Annotated in this window: 18 protein-coding genes and 1 pseudogene; 9 read left to right on the top strand and 10 right to left on the bottom strand. The window is 65.4% G+C overall.

The features are described from left to right. Positions 1-193 precede the first annotated feature (193 nt). Positions 194-655, bottom strand: coding sequence for a universal stress protein (locus ACTSLZ_RS00965; protein WP_178980453.1), 462 nt, complete (start codon positions 653-655; stop codon positions 194-196). A gap of 33 nt (positions 656-688) precedes the next feature. After that, positions 689-2,191: a CitMHS family transporter gene (locus ACTSLZ_RS00960; RefSeq protein WP_443095409.1), complete on the bottom strand. Its 1,503-nt coding sequence runs from the start codon at positions 2,189-2,191 to the stop codon at positions 689-691. Positions 2,192-2,341: 150 nt separating this feature from the next. Here ACTSLZ_RS00960 and ACTSLZ_RS00955 point away from each other — a divergent pair, with 150 nt between their 5' ends. Together ACTSLZ_RS00955 and ACTSLZ_RS00950 are read left to right on the top strand one after the other, a co-directional pair. After that, positions 2,342-4,015: an ATP-binding protein gene (locus ACTSLZ_RS00955; RefSeq protein WP_443095408.1), complete on the top strand. Its 1,674-nt coding sequence runs from the start codon at positions 2,342-2,344 to the stop codon at positions 4,013-4,015. Beyond that, complete coding sequence (locus ACTSLZ_RS00950) at positions 4,012-4,668, top strand: response regulator (RefSeq protein WP_443095407.1); 657 nt, start codon at positions 4,012-4,014, stop codon at positions 4,666-4,668. Before ACTSLZ_RS00955 ends, ACTSLZ_RS00950 begins: the two co-directional genes overlap by 4 nt. A gap of 57 nt (positions 4,669-4,725) precedes the next feature. Here the strand turns inward: ACTSLZ_RS00950 and ACTSLZ_RS00945 are convergent, their stop codons facing one another. The 5 genes from ACTSLZ_RS00945 to ACTSLZ_RS00925 all read right to left on the bottom strand — a co-directional run bounded on the left by ACTSLZ_RS00945 (position 4,726) and on the right by ACTSLZ_RS00925 (position 9,422). Then, a complete protein-coding gene (locus ACTSLZ_RS00945) occupies positions 4,726-5,541 on the bottom strand; it encodes an IclR family transcriptional regulator (RefSeq protein WP_156265544.1) in 816 nt (271 codons plus the stop codon). A 105-nt stretch (positions 5,542-5,646) separates the two neighbouring features. Then, entirely contained in the window at positions 5,647-6,180 is a 534-nt protein-coding gene (locus ACTSLZ_RS00940; protein ID WP_443095406.1) for a YbhB/YbcL family Raf kinase inhibitor-like protein, read from the bottom strand. A 36-nt stretch (positions 6,181-6,216) separates the two neighbouring features. Beyond that, positions 6,217-7,779: a GMC family oxidoreductase gene (locus ACTSLZ_RS00935; protein ID WP_443095405.1), complete on the bottom strand. Its 1,563-nt coding sequence runs from the start codon at positions 7,777-7,779 to the stop codon at positions 6,217-6,219. Further along, a complete protein-coding gene (locus tag ACTSLZ_RS00930; protein WP_443095404.1) occupies positions 7,776-8,363 on the bottom strand; it encodes a hypothetical protein in 588 nt (195 codons plus the stop codon). Before ACTSLZ_RS00930 ends, ACTSLZ_RS00935 begins: the two co-directional genes overlap by 4 nt. Before the next feature lie 30 nt (positions 8,364-8,393). Then, a complete protein-coding gene (locus tag ACTSLZ_RS00925) occupies positions 8,394-9,422 on the bottom strand; it encodes an NAD(P)-dependent alcohol dehydrogenase (RefSeq protein ID WP_443095403.1) in 1,029 nt (342 codons plus the stop codon). Positions 9,423-9,621: 199 nt separating this feature from the next. Between ACTSLZ_RS00925 and ACTSLZ_RS00920 the strand changes: the two genes are divergently transcribed. The 5 genes and pseudogenes from ACTSLZ_RS00920 to ACTSLZ_RS00900 all read left to right on the top strand — a co-directional run bounded on the left by ACTSLZ_RS00920 (position 9,622) and on the right by ACTSLZ_RS00900 (position 14,906). Next, positions 9,622-10,062: a hypothetical protein gene (locus ACTSLZ_RS00920; protein ID WP_443095402.1), complete on the top strand. Its 441-nt coding sequence runs from the start codon at positions 9,622-9,624 to the stop codon at positions 10,060-10,062. Positions 10,063-10,770: 708 nt separating this feature from the next. Beyond that, a pseudogene (locus ACTSLZ_RS00915) lies at positions 10,771-11,871 on the top strand (aldo/keto reductase). A 240-nt stretch (positions 11,872-12,111) separates the two neighbouring features. Then, complete coding sequence (locus ACTSLZ_RS00910; protein ID WP_129315584.1) at positions 12,112-12,744, top strand: superoxide dismutase; 633 nt, start codon at positions 12,112-12,114, stop codon at positions 12,742-12,744. A 145-nt stretch (positions 12,745-12,889) separates the two neighbouring features. Beyond that, complete coding sequence (locus tag ACTSLZ_RS00905) at positions 12,890-14,284, top strand: aldehyde dehydrogenase family protein (protein ID WP_443095401.1); 1,395 nt, start codon at positions 12,890-12,892, stop codon at positions 14,282-14,284. A gap of 139 nt (positions 14,285-14,423) precedes the next feature. Next, on the top strand, positions 14,424-14,906 hold the full coding sequence (locus tag ACTSLZ_RS00900; RefSeq protein ID WP_397555565.1) for a pyridoxamine 5'-phosphate oxidase family protein: 483 nt from the start codon (positions 14,424-14,426) through the stop codon (positions 14,904-14,906). 163 nt (positions 14,907-15,069) lie between these two features. On the opposite strand, the gene ACTSLZ_RS00895 is transcribed toward ACTSLZ_RS00900, so the two are convergent. The 3 genes from ACTSLZ_RS00895 to ACTSLZ_RS00885 form a co-directional block, all read right to left on the bottom strand. Beyond that, positions 15,070-15,915, bottom strand: a complete 846-nt coding sequence (locus ACTSLZ_RS00895) for an SDR family oxidoreductase (RefSeq protein WP_129315581.1) — start codon at positions 15,913-15,915, stop codon at positions 15,070-15,072. 116 nt (positions 15,916-16,031) lie between these two features. After that, positions 16,032-16,760 carry an NUDIX hydrolase gene (locus tag ACTSLZ_RS00890; protein ID WP_443096074.1) on the bottom strand — a complete coding sequence of 243 codons (729 nt, stop codon included), beginning with the start codon at positions 16,758-16,760 and terminating at the stop codon, positions 16,032-16,034. Between the two features lie 92 nt (positions 16,761-16,852). Further along, on the bottom strand, positions 16,853-17,176 hold the full coding sequence (locus ACTSLZ_RS00885) for a putative quinol monooxygenase (protein ID WP_129315580.1): 324 nt from the start codon (positions 17,174-17,176) through the stop codon (positions 16,853-16,855). 73 nt (positions 17,177-17,249) lie between these two features. On the opposite strand from ACTSLZ_RS00885, the gene ACTSLZ_RS00880 reads away from it, so the two are divergent. Continuing rightward, positions 17,250-17,759, top strand: a complete 510-nt coding sequence (locus tag ACTSLZ_RS00880; protein WP_397555566.1) for an SRPBCC family protein — start codon at positions 17,250-17,252, stop codon at positions 17,757-17,759. 53 nt (positions 17,760-17,812) lie between these two features. Further along, entirely contained in the window at positions 17,813-18,763 is a 951-nt protein-coding gene (locus tag ACTSLZ_RS00875; RefSeq protein WP_443095400.1) for a phosphoglycerate dehydrogenase, read from the top strand. Positions 18,764-19,111: the final 348 nt, after the last annotated feature.

Raw genomic sequence — 19,111 nt, 5'->3', positions numbered from 1 at the left:
TCTGCTCATTCTGTGCGAATACCTGTCCTGACGGAGCAGACGAGCGAGCCTCAACGGACCAACGGGCCCGGAAGGGGGTGGCCGCCCGAACGCCCCACAGTTCGGTACGGAAACGTACTCGTTGGTACGCGCAGAATACTAACACAAAAAGGATTCCAACGCTTTGGGTGACGCCGGTTGATCAGGTCCTACGCTATTTCACGGTAAGCACCGGGCAATCCGCCTCGAGAATGACCCGCTGGGCGCTCGAACCGAGGAACAGCTTCATGACCGGGGAGCGACGCCGCGTCGCCAGAACGATCAGCCGGGCATCGTGTTCTTCCGCGAGCTCCAGGACCTGGTTGGCGACGTCGTCGCCGGCGCGCTGGATCTCGAATTCGATCCCCGCATCGATGATCTGGCGGGAGACCTCCTTGACCATCTCGATGCGGCTCGCGGTGGGGCTCGTGGTGCTGTCCGAAGCGTACACGACGACCCGCAGGGCCGCCTTCTCCCTCTCGGCGGCTGCGATCGCCTCTCGCATGACCCGAGGGCTCGCGTCCGAACGGTGCCCGAGGACGACGGTCCTCGCCGCCCGGTCGATGCCCGCCGACGCCGAAACCCTCAGAGAGGGCTCCGGCATCGGCCGGGCGGGTTTCGAATAGAAGTCAGACATGCGCTGTTTTTCCTTTCGCGAGCTGTCCGCAGGTCAGGAGCCGATGACGACCACGCCGACCAGCACGCCCACGGCCAACATGACCAATGAGACCACGAGCGCTCGCCACAGAACCTTCTTGTGGTGGTCGCCGAGTTCGACTCCGGAGAGCGAGACGAGCAACAGGATGGCGGGAACCAGCGGCGACTGAAGGTGCACCGGCTGCCCGGTGATGGAGGCCCGGGCCATGTCCGTGGCCGGAATCCCGTAATGGGACGCGGTTTCCGAGAGTACCGGGAGGATGCCGAAGTAGAAGGCGTCGTTGCTCATGAAGAACGTCATGGGAATCGAGAGGACGCCCGTGATGACGGCGAGGAAGGGGCCCATGGAATCGGGGATCACGTTCACGAGCCAGGAGGCCATCTCGTCGACCATGCCGGTCCCGCTCATGACGCCGGTCAGAACGCCGGCGGCCATGACCATCGCCACGACCGAGATGATCGACGTCGCATGGGAGGCCAGTTCGTCCTGCTGTTCCTTCACGCCCCGGAAATTGACCAGAAGGGCGATGACCGTGCCGATCATGAACAGGTACGGAAGGGGCAGGATGTCCACGACCAGCAGGACCATGATCGCAACCGTCAGGGCCAGGTTGAACCAGAAGAGGTGCGGCCGCAGGGTCGGGCGATTCGGGTCCAACGCCGTATCGGTCAGTGCGGAAGAACCCTGCTGCTCGTCCTCGAACTGGTTGACCACGAGAGCCTGAGTGGCTGGCCCGCCCGAGGGGTTCGCCGCGGAACCGTCGTCGCCGTCGGAGGCGGAGTGGGAGCCGCCGTCGGCCGGCGCAGCGACGCTGGCCATGGCCCGTCCGGAGCCCTTGGTCGCCGTATCGTTCCCGTTCTCGGTGGCATCACCGGAGCCGGTGACCCATGCGATCCCGTTCTTCTGCAGACGACGCCGTTCGGACCGCCCCAGAAAGTAGGTGAAGCTCAGCGCAACGATGAGGCCCACGACCAGGGACGGGACCATGGGGGTGAAGATCGCGTTCGCGTCCAGGTGCAGCGCGGAGGCCGCGCGGGCCGTCGGGCCGCCCCAGGGAACGATGTTCAGGGTTCCGTTGATCAGGCCGGCCGTGCAGGTCAGGACCACGGGGGACATGTGCAGACGCTGGTAGATCGGGAGCATTGCGGCGGTGACCACGATGAACGTCGTCGAGCCGTCGCCGTCCAGCGATACCGCGCCCGAGAGCAGGGCCGTACCGAAGACCACTCGCACCGGGTCATTGCCGCAGAAGCGCAGAATCAGGTCGACGAGCTTGTCGAACAGGCCGACGTCGATCATGATCCCGAAGTAAATGATCGCGAACAGCAGCAGTGCGGCCGTCGATGACATGGACTCGATCGCGTCCATGACCATGTCCCCGATGCCCAGGCCCGCGCCGGCAAAGAGGCCGAAAATGGTCGGGATCAGGATGAGCGCCAGGACCGGCGAAAGTTTCTTGGTCATGATCAAGGCCATGAAGACCAGAATCATGACGAATCCGAGAAGGACGATCACGGGCTTCTCCTTCGAAGTGTGTTGTGATGCGCAATACACCTTAGGGAACCCTGGGGGCTGCGCGCAGGGTTGTGCTCACTGATCGCGTTCTGCTCATTGCGCGCCTTTTGCGCATTGTGCTCAGCGGTGATTGCGGTCTAGGCTGAGCGCATGCCGCGACCGTCCAGCTCCTTCTCCCGCCGCGTGCTGACGAGTCAGCTGTTGGTCATCATCGTGGTGCTGGCGCTCGCGGCGGCAACCTTCGCGTGGCTGGGCGCCCGAACGGTCACGGACGCGACCGAGACCCGGGCCCTGTCGATCGCCCGGACCCTCGCCTCCGAATCCGTGATCGAGGAAGGCGCGACTCGGGCGAGTTCCGAGAAGGAGATCGACGCCGACGCCGCCCGTTCCGGCGACGTCCAGGCCCTCGCGCAAGAGGTCGCCTCCCGGAATTCCGTCGATTTCGTGGTGGTCACGAACGACCGGGGACTGCGGATCGCGCACCCGGACGGGTCTCGACTCGGCAAGAAGGTGTCCACATCACCCGATGCCGCGCTGTCCGGTCGCGAGGAGACCACCCACCAGAAGGGCACCCTCGGGGAAACGGTGCGGGCCAAGGTCCCCGTGTACTCGTCGACCGGGGACGGCACCGTGGTCGGTGAGGTCTCGGTCGGGATCCGCACCTCCGTGGTCGGGGCCGAGGTGCGCCAGAGGATCTGGGTGATCGGCGCCCTCGCGATCGCCGCTCTCGCGGTCGGGGTCGTGGCCTCCGTGGCCCTCGGCAGGAGACTCAAGCGCCAGACTCTGGGCATCGGTCCCGAAGAGCTGGCCGAAATGGCCCAGCACCAGGAGGCCGTGCTGCGCGGCCTGGACGACGGCGTTCTCGGATTCGCCCCGGACGGACGATTGACCCTGAGCAACAGCACCGCCCGAACCCTCCTGGGCCAGGACCAGGGGTCGAAGGACGACGTCGACATTCCCGAACGGATCCGGACGATGGTCGAGGAGGTCCTGACCGACGACGCCGACCCGGAAGCCCCTGAGCTCAGGCGCCGCGTCTCCGTGGGCGACCGGATCCTCCTGGCCACGGCTGTGCGGGTGCGGCGCGGGGGCATATCGGTCGGTGGGGTCGTGACGCTCCGGGACGAGACCCAGATTCTGACCATGTCCCGCCAACTCGAATCCGTCACCACGATGGCCGACGCCTTGCGCGCCCAGCGCCACGAATTCGCGAACCGGCTCCACACGGTCATGGGTCTCGTGGCCACCGGGGCCGATCAGGAGGCCGAACGCTATCTGGGCGAGATTCTCAGGACGGGACCGATCGGTGCCCCGGTCGAGGGGATCGACGCCATCTCCGACCCCTATCTGAGGGCGCTCGCCGAAGCCAAGGGCACCACGAGCGCGGAGGGCGGCGTCCAGCTGCGCATTTCGGAGGACTCCTTGGTCCTGGGGCGGGTCCGCGAACCCGAGGACGTGACCCTCATCCTGGGCAACCTGATTGACAACGCGGTGCGTGCCGCGGTCCGCGGCTCGGCGACGCCACGGGTGGTCGAGATGCATGTGCTGAGCGATGGCGAGGCCCTGCACGCCGTCGTGAGCGACACCGGCGACGGCCTGGCCTCGGAGAGCGAGCGCGAGCGCGTCTTCGACGACGGCGTCACCTCGGGTGATGGCTCCGGCGACGAGGCGCACGGGTTGGGCATCGGCCTGGCCCTGTGCCGCCGGGTGGCCCGACGCCAAGGGGGTCGAGTCTGGCTGATCGATGGCAAGGACCCGCGGATGGGCGGGGCGAGTTTCGGGGTGGAACTGCCCCACGTTCTGGAAGAGAAAGGTGAATCGTGACGAAAGTACTGGTGGTCGATGACGACCTGTACGTCGGTCAATTGCACTGTGAATACGTCAACCAGGTGGCGGGGTTCGAAGCCCTCGAGCCCGTCCGGGACGTCCGTGCGGCTCGGGAAGCCTTGGACGGCGGAGAAGTCGACCTGGTTCTTGTCGACTACGTGCTTCCCGACGGCAACGGGGTGGACCTGCTGCGTTCCGCGGACACGGACGCCGCCGTGCTTTCGGCGGTCGCGGATGCCGCGGTGGTTCGTTCGGCGTTGCGGGCGGGGGCGCTGACCTACATACTCAAGCCTTTCGACGCCGCCGTGCTCCAGGGCTTCCTCCGTCGGTACGCACGGTACCGCCGGCTTCTCGACAGGGAACGCCTCGACCAGGCGGGCCTCGACCGGGCACTGCGCGCACTGACCGATTCGGTCGGGACGACGCCGGCCACACACTCTCCCGGTTCTTCGACGTCGGGCACGATCCTGGAGACCCTGCGCGGCGCCAGCGCGGTCATGTCGGCCGCCGAGGTCGCGGAGGCCGTGGGGATTTCCCGGGCGACGGCGCAGCGACACCTGGTCAAACTCGCCGAATCGCGCTCCGTCACGGTGACCCTCCACTACGGGTCGACGGGCCGCCCCGAGCATCTGTACGGCGCGGAAAGGTAGGGCCCGCGCAGGAGGGGCCGGGGCGGCGTCGTCACTCCGTACGGTGCACCGGCGGGATCACGCGATGGGGGCCTGAGTGGTCCGGTAGTAGCGGCTGATGCGATTCGCGGTGTCCCGGAGACGGCGTTCGAGCTCCCTGTCCCGGACGGGGCCCGTGTCCTGGGACGGCGTGCTGATCGCGACGGAGCCCACGACCATTCCGGCGTCGTTGCGAACGCCGATGGCGGCGCAGGTCATGCCAGGGATGAATTCTTCCTTCTCCCAGGCGATGCCCCTGTTCCCGACTTCCGCGAGGTGTTCCTCCAGCTTGGCGCGGTCGGTGATGGTCGACGGGGTCAGGTCCGAGGTGCCGTGGGCCTCGAGGTACTGGTCGAGCTGGGCCTTCGACATGCCGGACAGCATGATCTTTCCGAAAGCGGTCGCGTGGGCTGCTTCGTGGAAACCGAAGCGCAGCGGCTGGAGTCGGGGATACCGGGGGCTGTCCACGACGTAGGCGAGCACCACGCCGGTCCCGCGGTAGATCGCGAAGTACGCCGCGGCCTTGGCGTAGTCGTGCAGGATCTGGATTTCCGAGCGGACCATGGCCGGGACCCCGACCTGGCGGTGCAGGGAGGCCCCGAGCTGGTCGAGTTTGAACCCTAATTCGAAGCGATGCTCCGTTTGCAGGTGCGTGAGATAGTCCGCCTGCACGAGCGCTTGCATCAGACGGTAAACAGTCGGCAGGGGGTACTGGAGCGTTTCGGAGACTTCTCGTGCCGTGGCCCCGCCGCGTTCGGAGACGAACTCGAGGATGGCGAGGGTTCGCTCAATGGTCTGAACGCTCGAATCTCGAGGCGCAGACGACTTCTTGGCGGTCTTTTTCTCGACGGTCACGTTCACTCGCCTCCGTACATAGCGGTCACTCCGGACAAAACATGGGGTTGGTGGCCCGGCCGTCCGCCCCACGGGCCGGTGGGGCGGACGGCCGGGCCCAGGGGCCTACTCGGCTTCGAACGTACCGGTGATCACTGCCCGGGCGATCGTGTGCCCCGACATGTTGAACCCGAGGAATGCCGGTGTGGCATCCGCCCCGATGTCGAGGGTTTCGACGTCGAGCGCGTGGATCGCGATGTAGTACGTGTGGACGCCGTGACCCGCGGGAGGAGCCGCCCCGAGGTAGCGGGAGAGGCTCGCATCATTCCGCAACTGGATGGCTCCTTCGGGCAGGCCCTCGCCGTCCTCGCCGCCGGCTCCGCTCGGGACCGACGTCGTCGAAGCGGGAACATCCGTGACGGCCCAGTGCCAGAAACCGCTTCCGGTCGGTGCCGTGGGGTCGTACACGGTGATGGCGAAACTCTTCGTCTCGGAGGGGAATCCGCTCCAGGACAGTTGAGGGCTGACGTCCTCGCCGCCTGCGCCGAAGATGCCGCTGACCTGGGGTGTGGGCAGCGTTCCACCGTCGGTGATGTCAGTGCTGGTGACCTCGAAGGCGGGGACTTCCGCGATCTGGTCGTACGGGGATGAAGTGGGCATAGTTTCTCCTAATATCTGGGTGAAGTGGTGAGGTTTTCAGATGCCGCCGGTCTTCAGTTGATCGGCGATGTACTCGGCCTGCCTGATCGCCAGAGCGACGATCGTGAGGGTCGGATTCGCCGCGGCCCCCGTGGTGAAGACCGACCCGTCACTGACGAATAGGTTGGGGATGTCGTGAGTGCGCCCCCACTGGTCGACGACGCCGTCCTCGGGCCGAGCGCTCATGCGGGAGGTCCCGAGGTTGTGCGTCGAGGGGTACGGGGGAGCACGGTGGGAACCGACGGCACCGACCGAGTTGTAGAGCTTCTCGGCCTGCTGGTACCCGTGGTTGCGCATGGCGACGTCGTTCGCGTGATCGTCGAAATTGACGTTCGGGACCGGCAGACCGTTCTTGTCCGTGACGGCCGAATTCAAGGTGATCCGATTCGATTCCTGCGGCATGTCTTCGCCGATGACCCACAGGCCCGCCGTATTCAGGTAGGCGTTCATGATCTCGGCGAAGTCGGCGCCCCAGGCTCCCGGATCCGCGAAGCTGGCCAGGAACGCGGGGCCGAGCGAGATCGTTTCGAGATAGTAGCCTCCCACGAAACCTCGGTCCGGGTTGTGGATGGATTCGTCGGCGATCACGCCCGCCATCGTCTCGCCCCTGTACATGCGCACCGGCTTGTCGAACCGTGAGAACACGGAGCCCGTGGTGTGCCGCATGTAGTTGCGGCCGACCTGCCCCGACGAGTTCGCGAGCCCGTCAGGGAACATGGGGGTTGCCGACATGAGGAGCAGGCGAGGGGTCTCGATCGAGTTGCCCGCGACCGCCACGAGCTTCGCGGCCTGCCGGTGAAGGTTTCCTTCATCGTCGAGATAGAGCACGGAATCCGCTCGACCGGAAGCGTCGTGGGTGATCTGCACGACCTGACAGTCCGAGCGCAGGTCCAACAGCCCGGTGTCCTCGGCCCGCGGGATCTCGCGGACCAGGGTCGACCACTTGGACTTGTTCTTGTCGCCCTGGAAGTTGAAGCCGTCCTGGATGGATGCGGGGCGGCCGTCGTATTCCTCGGCGTTGGTCGCGTAGGGGCCGGTCGCGTAATGCTTGTAGCCGATGCGCTCGGCCCCGTTCGCGAAGACCTTGTAGTTGTTGTTGGCCGGCAACGGTTTGCGCCCGTGGGTGTGGGTCGATCCCATCGCGATTTCGGCCCGCTCGTAGTACGGGTCCAGGTCTTCCTTCGTGATCGGCCAATCGAGAAGGTTGGCCCCCTCCACGCGGCCGTACGTGCTGCGGGCCTTGAACTCGTGCTCCTTGAAGCGCGGCGTCGCACCCGACCAGTGCGTCGTGGTGCCGCCCACCGCCTTCACGATCCATGTCGGAAGGTTCGGGAAGTCGGTGGTGATGCGCCACGAACCACTGGTCGTGCGCGGATCGAGCCACGCCATCTGGTTGAAGGCTTCCCACTCGTTGTTCACGTAGTCCTCGTTGCGCAGGTACGGGCCCGCCTCGAGCACGACCACGGGGATGCCCTTCTTGGTCAGTTCATAGGCGAGGGTGCCTCCGCCCGCTCCCGAACCCACAATGACAACGGCTTCTTCATTCTGATCGATTTTCACTTCGAAACCTTTCTCATCACGGTTTCCTGGGATCCAGGCTGGTTGCTGGTGTCGGTCTGCTGGCCGCCGGTCGGCGATTTTCCGGTGGATGCGAGCACTGCGTTCGGGGCGATGTCCGGCAGCGGCTCACCGTCGTAGAGTTCGATCCGGGGCTCGGGGAGCCAATCGAGGTCGTTGAAACCGCGGTTGATGTAGCCGCCCTTGTCGAAGCTCGGCCCCTCGTAGCCGAGGACTTCCCAGACCTCGGGGTCGTCGTAGAGGTTGAGCACCGTCGTGCGTCGGATGAACCCGAAGAACGCCGTGGCCTCGATGCGGCGCAGGACGCTCGTCGCGGCGTCGTCGTCGAGATTCCTGAAATCGCCGCCGGCCAGTTGGCCCAGCGTGAGAATTCCCTGGGTCAGTGCCACGCGGAACCAGGTCGATTCCCGGGCCTCGTTGAGGATCCTGGTGGCCGTTCGTTCGTACGGGCCGTCCGGGAAGTCCGGATGCGGGAAGGCCGCGCGGAGCAGCCTGATGAGCACGTCGTGTGCGTCATCCGTCAGCTCCATCTCGTTCAATTGTGGGTATTTTGCTGGGAACGTCATCGTTCAGCTCCTATCGATCGTTTGTTCCGGTCAGGGCACGAGGATTCCTCGACCGACCAGTCGGCCGGCGTCGAGGTCGTGAAAGGCATCCAGGGCGGCGTCGAGGGGGTAGATGGAGGTGTGCAGCTTGACCCTCCCCTGGGCGGTGAGCGTCATGAGTTCGACCAGGTCGTTGTAGGTGCCCACCAGGTTGCCGATCACATTGATTTCCCGGCTGATGATCTCGATCGTCGGGAGTCTTGATTCGCCGCCGTAGCCGACGACGTAGTGCGAACCGCGATTGCGCAGGAGTCGCGGCGCCAAGAGTTCGACGCCCTGCTCACCGACGAAGTCGAAGACGATCTGGGCTCCGCCGCCGGTGATGTCGAGGACTTGGGACGCGACGGCGTCGTCGTCGCCCGCGCGCACCGTGTGGTGGGCGCCGAGCTGTTGTGCCAGCTCGAGGGCTTCTTCGCTCCGGTCCACCACGGTGATTTCCGCGCTCGTGATGGCCGCCAGGGTCTGGATGCCGATGTGGCCGAGCCCGCCCGCGCCGATCACGACGGCGTGGCTACCCGGGAACAACTCGTCGGCGGCTTTCCTCACCGCGTGATACGCCGTCAACCCGGTGTCGGCCAGTGCCGCCACGTCCTTGGGGTCCAAGCCGTCGTCGAGTTTCACGACTGCTCTGGCGTTGGTGAGCAACTGGTCGGCCATCCCGCCGTCAACGCTGACGCCGGGAAAAGTCGAATTCTCGCAATGTGAGTCCTGGCCGAGGCGGCAGGGTGGGCACAACCCACAGTTGGTCAGGGGATGCATGATGACCGTGTCGCCCGGACTGACGTTGTTCACGGCGCTTCCCACCTCGCGGACCCGCCCCGCGTTCTCGTGGCCGAGAATGTAGGGGAGGCTCGGGTGCTGGATCGGCTCCCACTGGCCCTCGACGATGTGCAGATCGGTGCGGCACAGGCCCGCGGCCTCGACATCGACGATCACGCCCCATGGGTCGGTGATCTTCGGTTCGTCGACCTCTTCGAGCACAGGGTCCTTCCCGTATTGGTGGAGACGGATAGCTTTCACGGTGACTCCTCTTCGAGTGTAGCTAAATGTGTGCTGCAACACAGTCTCACTAGGCCACTCGCATCCTGAGAAGTCCGGTTATCGCGGAGTGAGAATAGGTGCGAGTTGCGTGGGTGGGCTGGGTCTGTGGGCGGGTTCGGGCGTGCGGGGTGTGGTTGCATGGAGTGCGACCGGTGAACAGAACCACTCCGGGAGAACGATGAATCACGAAAACTTAGCTTCCGTTGATGCCTCTGACTTCCCCGTCCGCGATCCGTGGGTATGGCGAGTTCGCACGTTCGTTGGGAAGCTCGCTGCGGTTCTCGCGTCATGCGTGGTGGCGTCCCTGGCGGCGGGCGGAGCGGAACTCTTGGCGGACGTGGATAACCAGATGATCTTCTGGTTCGTTTTTGCTCCGCTAATTTACGGCCTGACCAGGGTATTTAGGGGTGCGGACGAGTCGGACGCCCCACGGTCCTGGTGGAGGATGACTGCACGCCCGACCGCGAGCTTGATGTTGGGCGGCGTTCCGGCCTTCTGGATCCTCCTGAAGATGATGACAACGGAGGTGTCCTCGGGGGAGTTGATCGCCGCATTGCCAGTTCTGGGTCTCTGCGCGCTCTACCTCAACTCAGCGCTCCGCTTGATGAAGGGGCGCTAGGGGCGTCATCGACATTTGCCTTCCCCTCTTCTCCGCCCGCGAGGTGGCAATTTCGTGCACTCGAGGTCTTTGGTCCGGCAGATTTGGGCCACTGGATGGGTGCGTGCCGGAGTCGCCGGGTGCGGCCGCTGGAGTTGCGTGGCGTTTACCGGATTCGGAGGCGTTTGCCCCTGCTAGGTGGCGGTTCAACCCCCACCTAGCAGGGGCAAACGCCTCTCAATCGGGTAACCGCCACCCAACTTGCCCCAAAGCCCCTGCGTGTGAGGCGTCAAAAGGGCGGCAAGGGCCCCGCAATTGGGTAACCACCACCCAACGGGCCCTAAAACCCCTGCGTGTGAGGCGTCAGATGGACGGTAGGGGCCCCGCAATTGGGTAACCACCACCCAACGGCTCCCAAGGATCCCGCGTGTGCGGTCTGAGGTGGGCGGCAAACGCCTCCCAATCGGGTAACCACCACCCAACGGTGCCGGGCGGGGGAGCGACGGCGTCGGCAACCGTCCCGAGGTGGCAATCCTGTGCGAATTCGGTCCCTGCCCCAGCTCGAGGTGGCGCTTTTGTGCGGTTTTAAGCCCAAAAACCGCTCGAAATTGCCACCTCGCGCCAGGGGGCCGCTCGAAATTGCCACGTCGCGCCAGGGGCCGCTCGAAATTGCCACCTCGCGCCAAGGGGGCCGCACGAAACTGCCACTTCGCGCCAGGAAATGGCATCATGATCCACCAACAGCGCGAAACTCAAGAACCGCGCGGACCGTCTCCCGTTCGGTGGTTGCGGCCACGCGGGAACATCTCGGAAGCATTTCCTCGTCGCATGTCGGAAGGTCGTCTCATGACCAACAGTTCGCCCACAGATGCCTACCACAACGACTCGGCCCCGGGAGGCAAGGCTGCCTTGGGTCCCCACGACGTCGCCCGCGTCGGTTACGGCGCGATGCAACTACCTCGGCTCAAGGACCCGACGGCGGCGCGAACCATGCTCCGGCGGGCCCTCGACCTCGGCATCAATCACTTCGACACCGCCTACTTCTACGGGAATGGGGTCGCGAACCGGGCGCTCGCGGAAGAGGTCGCGGGTCGGGACGGCGTCGTGATCGTCACGAAGGTCGGGGCGCGGCCGCCGGAGCGTGGCCCCATGCCCCTGGTTCCAGCGCAAAGACCCGAAGAGCTCCGACGTGCGGTCCAGGACAATCTCGATAGCCTCGGGGTTGAACGGCTCGATGTCGTCAACCTCAGACGCGTCGGACCGGAAAATACGCCGTTGCCGGGCCTCCCGAGGGTCAACCTTGAGGACCAGCTGGCCGAGATGGTCGCGATGCGCGACGAAGGGCTGATCGGCTAGATCGGGGTCGGCAACGTGAACGATGACCAACTCCGACGCTCGCTGCCGGTGCGTCCCGTCTGCGTGCAGAATGCGTATTCGTTGACGTCTCGCACCCACGAGGCGGCCCTTGCCCTGTCCCGTCCCAAGAACATGGCGTGGGTGCCGTACTTCCCTCTCGGCGGCGCATTTCCCGGGTCCGCGAAGGTGTGGCGCGAACCCGAGGTCCAGGAGATCGCCCGGGACCTGGACGTGGCTCCCGCCCAGGTCGGGCTCGCGTGGTTGTTGCACCATTCCGACCACACCCTGTTGATCCCGGGAACCGCGTCGCTCGAACACCTGGAGCAGAACGTCGACGCCGGCCGCATCCGCCTCGACGAGCCGACCATGGCGCGCCTCGACGCACTTCGGCCAACCACGGGTGCCCGCGGTGCCCTGAGTCGGGCGCGGGAACGGGTGACGTCGAAGGCGTCGAAGACGGAGCGCCGGGGCTGACCGGGGAGGGGGGCAGCGAGCGGTTGCCCCCCCGCCGCAGCCAGCGAGCCGCCGCCCGGGGGAGTGCCACGGTCTGCCCCGGGGGCCGGTCGACTGCGCGGAAAGGGTTGCGCCCGACGTCGCCGTGTTCAGCCGATCTTCGCTGGCGGCGGAAGATATGACGTTTCCCTGTGAGGCGGCCGCGCCCTGGTGTTAAAGTCGGGAGTGGATCTATTAGCTGGATCACTGAAAGGATTGGTTATGGCTGACCAGTACGTACTTCCGGATCTTCCGTATGACTACGCAGCTCTCGAGCCCAACATCTCGGCTCGCATCATGGAGTTGCACCACGACAAGCACCACGCGACCTACGTCAAGGGTGCGAACACCGCTCTGGAGAAGCTGGAAGCGGCACGTTCGAGCAACGACCTCGCCTACGTGAACCAGCTCGAGAAGGATCTCGCCTTCAACCTGGGCGGGCACACCAACCACTCGATCTTCTGGAACAACCTGTCTCCGGACGGAGGCGACAAGCCCACCGGTGAGCTCGCCGCCGCGATCGACGACTTCTTCGGTTCCTTCGATGCCTTCCAGGCGCAGTTCACTGCGACTGCCACGGGCATCCAGGGATCCGGCTGGGCCGTGCTGGCCTGGGACTCGATCGGTGAGCGTCTCAACCTCTTCCAGCTCTACGATCAGCAGGCCGGCAATGTCCCGCTGGGCCAGACCCCGATCCTGCAGCTCGACATGTGGGAGCACGCCTTCTACCTCGATTACCAGAACGTCAAGCCCGATTACGTCAAGGCATTCTGGAACATCGCCAACTGGGCGGACGCCCAGGAGCGTTTCGACCGTGCTCGTACGCAGACCAAGGGCCTCATCGTTCCCAACTAAGGAACACCGACCCTGGCCCGGGCCCCGCACCCTCGTGGTGCGGGGCCTTTTGCCGTTCTGACGTGCTCCGTCGTTCCACGGTGACTCGCGGGTCATCTCTCATGATGGGAGGATCTGGAAAGTCCTTCGGAATCCGGGAAGAGTCGTGAGCACACCCGCCGCAACGTCGAGGAGCTGTATGTACGCCGTGACCAACCCCGCTACTGGCGAGACCGTGCGCGAATACCAGAGCGCCACGGACGACGAGATCGAGTTCGCCCTCGAGACCCTCCACAACGGCTACAGGGCTGATCGGCAGTCGACGCCGTCCGAGAGGGCGGGTGCCTTGCTCAAGGCCGCGGAGCTCTTGCGGGACAAGTCCGCTGAGCTTGCCGGCGTCATCACCCGGGAGATGGGGAAACGGAACTCGGACGCGGTCAACGAGGTTGAGATCGTCGCGCAGATCTTCGAGTACTACGGTTCCAAGGGGCCGGACATGCTCCAGGAGCAGCCGATCGAGGATTCCGATCAGGACGACGTCGTGCAGTACCGGCCCACCGGCGTCATTCTGGGCGTCATGCCCTGGAACTATCCGATGTACCAATTGGCTCGGTTGATCGCGCCCAACCTTGTTCTCGGCAATACCTTGCTCATCAAACCGGCGTCCTCGACCCCGGAATCCGCCTACGCCCTGGCCGACGTTCTGGCGGAAGCGGGCCTGGGATCGGACGTCGTCCAGATCCTGCTCATCGATGCGGGGCATATCGGCGACGTCGTGCGCGACCCCAGGATCTCCGGGGTCTCCCTGACGGGAAGCGAAGCCGCCGGCGCGTCGGTCGCCTCGATTGCCGGGGAACAGCTCAAGAAGGTCGTGCTCGAGCTCGGCGGCTCCGATCCGCTGATCGTGCTCGACGAGGAGAACATCGAAGACATCGCCGACCTGGCCGTTCGGACGCGCATGGAGAACATGGGGCAGGCCTGCAACTCCCCGAAGCGGTTCATCGTGATGGAGGAGGCCTACGCTCCCTTCGTCGCCGCGGCGAAGAGGATCCTGGAGACCGACTACGAGCCGGGTGACCCGCAGGACCCGGCGACGACGCTCGCCCCCTTGTCCTCCGCGAGCGCGGTCGAGGCCATCTCCGAACACGTGGACCGCGCGGTCTCCCAGGGCGCCACCCTGGTCACGGGCGGAAAGCGCTTGGACCGGCCCGGGAACTACTATGCGCCGACGCTCCTGACCGACGTCGCCCCCTCGTCGGACGCGTACCACGAGGAGCTGTTCGGGCCGGTCGTCGTCGTGCACTCGGTCAACAGCGACGAAGAAGCCATCGAGGTGGCCAACGACTCGCCCTACGGACTGGGTGGCGCCGTGTTCGGTGGGGACCCGGAGAGGGCCGAAGCCGTGGGCGAAGGCCTCGAGGTCGGGATGGTGTCGATCAACATGCCTGGAGGCACCGCGGCGGAGCTGCCCTTCGGCGGGGTCAAGAGATCGGGCAACGGTCGGGAGCTCGGAAGGCTGGGTATCACCGAGTTCGCGAACCAGCGGCTGTTTCGTCGCTAGGCCCCGGGCCATCCCGACGACGCCGGGCCGCGTTCCTCCGTGAGCATAAGCCGACCGCGCCTCTGGCCAGTCGGACCGGCGAGGAGAAAGATGGGTTCCAGAGCCAACGCGCCGCATTTCACGATGGAAAGGAACCGCAATGTCTGACCTGACACAGGAAAAGATCGTCGAGATCATGCGCAGCGAGCGTTTCGTCATGCTGACGTCCGTCTCCAAGAACGACGGAAGGCTTCACTCGCACCCCATGACCCCGCAGAAGGTCACGGAGGACGCCGAGGCCTGGTTCTTCATCGGTCTCCACGGCGAACTCGCGGAGGACTTGATGGAAACCTCCGAGGTGAACCTGGCCTTTGCCGAGGTCGGGTCCTGGTTGTCGGTCTCGGGTCACGTCGAGTTCGAGAACGCGAACCGGGAGAAGATCGACGAACTGTGGAACGACGGCGTCGCCGCCTGGTTCGAGGGCGGCAAGGAGGACCCGAATCTGGGTCTGATGCGTTTCGTCGGGGAGTCCGCCCAGTTCTGGGGGCAGCCCGGCGGCAAGGTCGCTTCCCTGGCCCAGATCGTCACCTCGAAGTTCACGGGCGACCGACCCTCGGGCTCGAGTGACACCGTGAACCTCTGAACCGTTGGTTTCCGGACCGAGGTGAACTCCGGGGAGGAATGACTGGGAGGAATGACTGGGCGCGGCCCGGTCTTCCCACCCCGCGAGAACGGCCCCGATCGACGCCGGTCGGTCGGGGCCGTTCTCCGCGATTCTCAGAACGTGCCGCTGGGGGCTCCTTCTCTCAGCTGAACTGGATGCCCCCGTCCACGAGCATCGTCTGCCCGGTGACGTAGTCGGAGTCCTCTCCGGCCAAGTACGAGACGAGGCGCGCGATGTCGTCCGGGACGGACACGCGGCCCAACTGGATCGATTGCGCGTTCTCGGCCAGGGCCTCGCCCCGCTGCTGACCGTGCTTGGCCGCGAGCTTCTCGTCGATCAGGTCCCACATGTTCGTGCCGACGATGCCGGGTCCGTACGCATTGACCGTGATCCCGTATTCGGCCCATTCCATCGCCGCGGCCTGGGTGAGCCCGCGAACCGCCCACTTGGTCAGCGAATACGGTCCGAGGAAGGCGAAGGGTCGGAAGGCGACAATCGAGGCCGCACCGATGATCTTGCCCCCGTGCCCCTGGTCGACCATCTGGCGAGCGGCCAGGCGATATGAATTGAAGACACCCTTGATGTTGACGTCGACGATCTTCTGGAAGTCTTTCGAATCGTAGTCGAGAAGTTCCTGAACCTGGGCGATCCCGGCGTTCGCGACGAAGACGTCCAAGTGCCCTCCCGCCTTGACCGCCGTGGACACGAGGGCCGCGACCGAGTCCTCGTCCGAGACGTCGACGGTCGTTCCCGTCGCGGTGCCGCCTGCCGACGTGATCGCCTCCACCGTTGAGTCGATGCCCTCCTGCATGGAGGGCAGGTCGGCCACGATGACGTGCAGGCCGTCCCGGCCCAACCTCTGCGCGATCCCTTCGCCGATTCCTCGCGCGGAACCCGTGACCACGGCGACGCGTTGACCCTCGGGCGCTTTCTTGCGGGCGGCTTCGACGGTTGAGAGATCCACTGGCGCGGTGTCCTGAGTGCTCATGACTACTCCTCATTGAATATCGATAATGTGACCCATGATCTGGATCACATTCCGCAGTCAATCAGGGCGAGTCTTCGGCACGGAATACGCCTTATTGCAGAGTGAAAATTGGTTTCTTACGGATTCTCATTCATGTTCTCGTCGCGACGCATGGCTGCGTCGTGCGCGGCCGCGCGGTACATGCCCAGGGGGCCCTGGTCCGCGAAAGCCTGCGTGTGGTCGTAGCGGAACAGGCGCGGGGGCCGGTGCCGGGTTCCTTCCACGCGTTTGCCGGTGTCGATGATGGATTTCGACGCCGCGATCTGGCGACGGAAATTCGCAGGATCCAGCGGCCGCTGAAGGATCGCTTCGTAGACCTCGCGCAGCTCGGCCAGGGTGAATTCCTCCCCGAGGAAGGAATGCGCGATGCGTGAGTACTCGACCTTGTTCTTCAGGCGGTACAGGGCATAGTCGACGATCTCGTTGTGGTCGAAGGCCAAGCGCGGCAGGTCATCGGCCCGCATCCACCGGATATTCTCGTGGACACGGGTGTTCGCGACGTCGGTCGCCGGAATCGACGCCCAGTAGACCACCGAGACCACCCGCTCGCTGGGTGGGGCGACGTCGTCGTACTCGTCCTCGGGGCCGGGGAGGCGGTGGACGCGACCGAACGCGTACAACTGCTCGAGGTACCCGGGGACAAGGCCCGTTGCCCGTTCGAGAGTCGATGCGGCGGACATCTCGAGGGACAGCTCGGGGGAGAGCGGTCCGCCCGGGAGGGCGAACATCCCCTTGAAAGGGTCCCTGAGGCGCCTGACGAGGGGCAACCACAGCGAATGCGGTTCATCCTTCTCTTCGCGCCTCATCGCAAGGATCACCGTCGACACGGCAAGTTGCACCGCGTCGTGGGCATGACCTGAGTCTTCGTGGACCGCGCCTGCCGGGGGCAGGGGGTCGCTCACTGGTCGATCTGCAGTTCGCCCATGCGATCCCAGTCCTCTCCCTCGACCTGCCGGGACAGGATCTTCGGGGTCTCGACCAGGTGCGGGCGCATACTCTCCAGGCCGTTGGCGAAGTGCTCGCTGTTGACGTGGTCCGCGGCGGCGTCGTCGTCGAACGCTTCGAGGAGCACGTACTCATTCGGGTTCTCAATGCTTCGCGACCACTCGAACCACTTGTTGCCCGGTTCGGCGCGCGTGGCCTTCGTGAATTCGCGGGTCACCTCGGGGAACGAATCGGCCGACTCCGGCTTGACCTGGAACTTGACGATGATCGAAATCAACAGGAAACCTCCACACGATGGATTGCTTGTACTCCCCATGGTGACACACGAAACGGCTGGAAGAATGGGGTTCATGTACATTCCTTCTGTTCGATTCCTGGATGCGCCCCGGAACGTGATCTCGGCCGAGACCGTTCTCGAGGCCTCCGACCCGCAGTCCGTGTACGACCTGGTCTCGGACGTGAGTCGGCATTCTCGCTTGGACGGATCGGGTACGGTGCAGCGCCGGATCGCGGGGCCGGAGCGGGCCGACGTCGGGGACCGAGTCACCCAGTCCATGAGGCTGTACGGGATTCCGTACCGCATCTCCTTCACCGTGACCCGCGCCGAGCCCGGGCGCGCCTTCGCCTGGCGGATGCCCACGGGACACACCTGGACATGGGAGGTCGAACCGGCCGAGGGCGGCGGCGTTCTGGTCCGCGAAACCTTCGATGCGAGACCGGCCCGGCTCCTGGGGCTTCCCCTGGCCGGCATCTTCCGTCTCAACGGGTCCTTCGCGCGCAATCGGAAGGGTATTGCGACGTCGCTCGCTCGCCTGCACCGAACCGTGCCGCGGGGACGTGGGTTAAGCCACAGGAGTTAATAGTCGGCGCCTCCTCGTAAGGTGGGGACCAGGCCCGGACCAAGGAGGAACCATTGAAGATTCTGTTGCCGTCCTCGATCGAGATCGATCAGGGCAAACTGTCGTTGCACGAGGGCGACACCGCGGTCGTCTACAACCCCAAGTCACCCGTCCCGGAAGAGCACGTGGACGCCGACGTCCTGGTGGTCTGGGCGAATACGGCCGAACAACTTGCCGACAGCGCCCGCCGTCTGACCGGTCTGCGCCTCATCCAGGCATTGCTCGCGGGGCCTGACCCGATCGTGAAGGCGGGGTTCTCGGAGGACATCGTGGTGTGTTCCGGAAGCGGTCTGCATGACAAGCCGGTGGCCGAACATGCTCTCGCGCTGACGCTGGCGCTGGTGCGTTCGCTTCCCGAACTCGGCGCGGCGCACCGCGAGCACCGGTGGGCCTCGGAACTGGGCGGCCCGCAGAAGCTGCACCCGGAAGGGCGCGTCGCCACGCTGCTCGATGCTCAGGTCACGATCTGGGGATTCGGGTCGATCGCGTCGACGCTTGCGCCCCTGTACTCGGCTCTCGGGGCGCAGGTCTCCGGCATCGCCCGGTCGACTGGCGTGCGGGACGGATACAACGTCGTCGCGACGGAGGAGAAGGACGAGCTGCTGGCCAGGACCGATGTTCTGGTCATGATCCTGCCCAGCGCGGAGGCCACGGAGAAGGCCCTCGACGCGGATGTGCTGAGAACCCTTCCCGAGCATGCCTACGTGGTCAACGTGGGCCGTGGTTCGACCGTGGACGAGGACGCCCTCATCCAGGCCCTCAACGACCGCGAGATCGCGGGCGCGGCGATCGACGTCGCCTCCCAGGAACCGCTGGGCTCGGACAGCCCCTTGTGGGAAGCGCCCAACCTCATCATCACCCCGCATTCGGCGGGCGGCCGACCGGTCGACTCGGAGGACCTGATCGAACACAACCTGCGTGCCCTGCGCGGCGAGGGTGAATACCGCAACGCGCTTTCCGCTTAGACGGGGCGGGGGCGGGTCGGGGCTCCCGCTGGCGTGCCTCCCTCATCCTGTCGCGAGGTGGCAATTTCGTGCGCTTTCCTGCCGCGAGGTGGCAGCCACGTGCGTTTTTGGGGCGCAAATCCGCACAAATGTGCCACCTCGCCGTGGACCCCCGGGGCTTGGCGCACGGGATTGCCACCTCGACGGGGTGTGCGCGTCGTCGTCGCCCCGCGTGGCCCTTGTTCTGGCCTGTTGGGTGGGGGTTGCCGGAATGCGAGGCGGCTACCTTTCTTAGGAGGCGGTGCCGCCCACACCTAACGGGGGTAAACGGCGCTCAATCGGGTAACCGCCACTCAGCCCGCGTCGTCC

Source organism: Rothia koreensis (genome assembly GCF_052232265.1).
Classification (GTDB): Bacteria; Actinomycetota; Actinomycetes; order Actinomycetales; family Micrococcaceae; genus Rothia; species Rothia koreensis.
The sequence above is the reverse complement of the archived record's forward strand: the minus strand, read 5'-3'. Positions and strand labels throughout refer to the sequence as shown.

Bases quoted from the DNA above. Each gene is read 5' to 3' on its own strand.
- ACTSLZ_RS00965 (WP_178980453.1), bottom strand. From the start codon at position 655: ATGTCTGACTTCTATTCGAAACCCGCCCGGCCGATGCCGGAGCCCTCT.
- ACTSLZ_RS00955 (WP_443095408.1), top strand. From the start codon at position 2,342: ATGCCGCGACCGTCCAGCTCCTTCTCCCGCCGCGTGCTGACGAGTCAG.
- ACTSLZ_RS00940 (WP_443095406.1), bottom strand. From the start codon at position 6,180: ATGCCCACTTCATCCCCGTACGACCAGATCGCGGAAGTCCCCGCCTTC.
- ACTSLZ_RS00930 (WP_443095404.1), bottom strand. From the start codon at position 8,363: ATGACGTTCCCAGCAAAATACCCACAATTGAACGAGATGGAGCTGACG.
- ACTSLZ_RS00920 (WP_443095402.1), top strand. From the start codon at position 9,622: ATGAATCACGAAAACTTAGCTTCCGTTGATGCCTCTGACTTCCCCGTC.
- ACTSLZ_RS00910 (WP_129315584.1), top strand. From the start codon at position 12,112: ATGGCTGACCAGTACGTACTTCCGGATCTTCCGTATGACTACGCAGCT.
- ACTSLZ_RS00900 (WP_397555565.1), top strand. From the start codon at position 14,424: ATGTCTGACCTGACACAGGAAAAGATCGTCGAGATCATGCGCAGCGAG.
- ACTSLZ_RS00895 (WP_129315581.1), bottom strand. From the start codon at position 15,915: ATGAGCACTCAGGACACCGCGCCAGTGGATCTCTCAACCGTCGAAGCC.
- ACTSLZ_RS00890 (WP_443096074.1), bottom strand. From the start codon at position 16,760: ATGAGGCGCGAAGAGAAGGATGAACCGCATTCGCTGTGGTTGCCCCTC.
- ACTSLZ_RS00880 (WP_397555566.1), top strand. From the start codon at position 17,250: ATGTACATTCCTTCTGTTCGATTCCTGGATGCGCCCCGGAACGTGATC.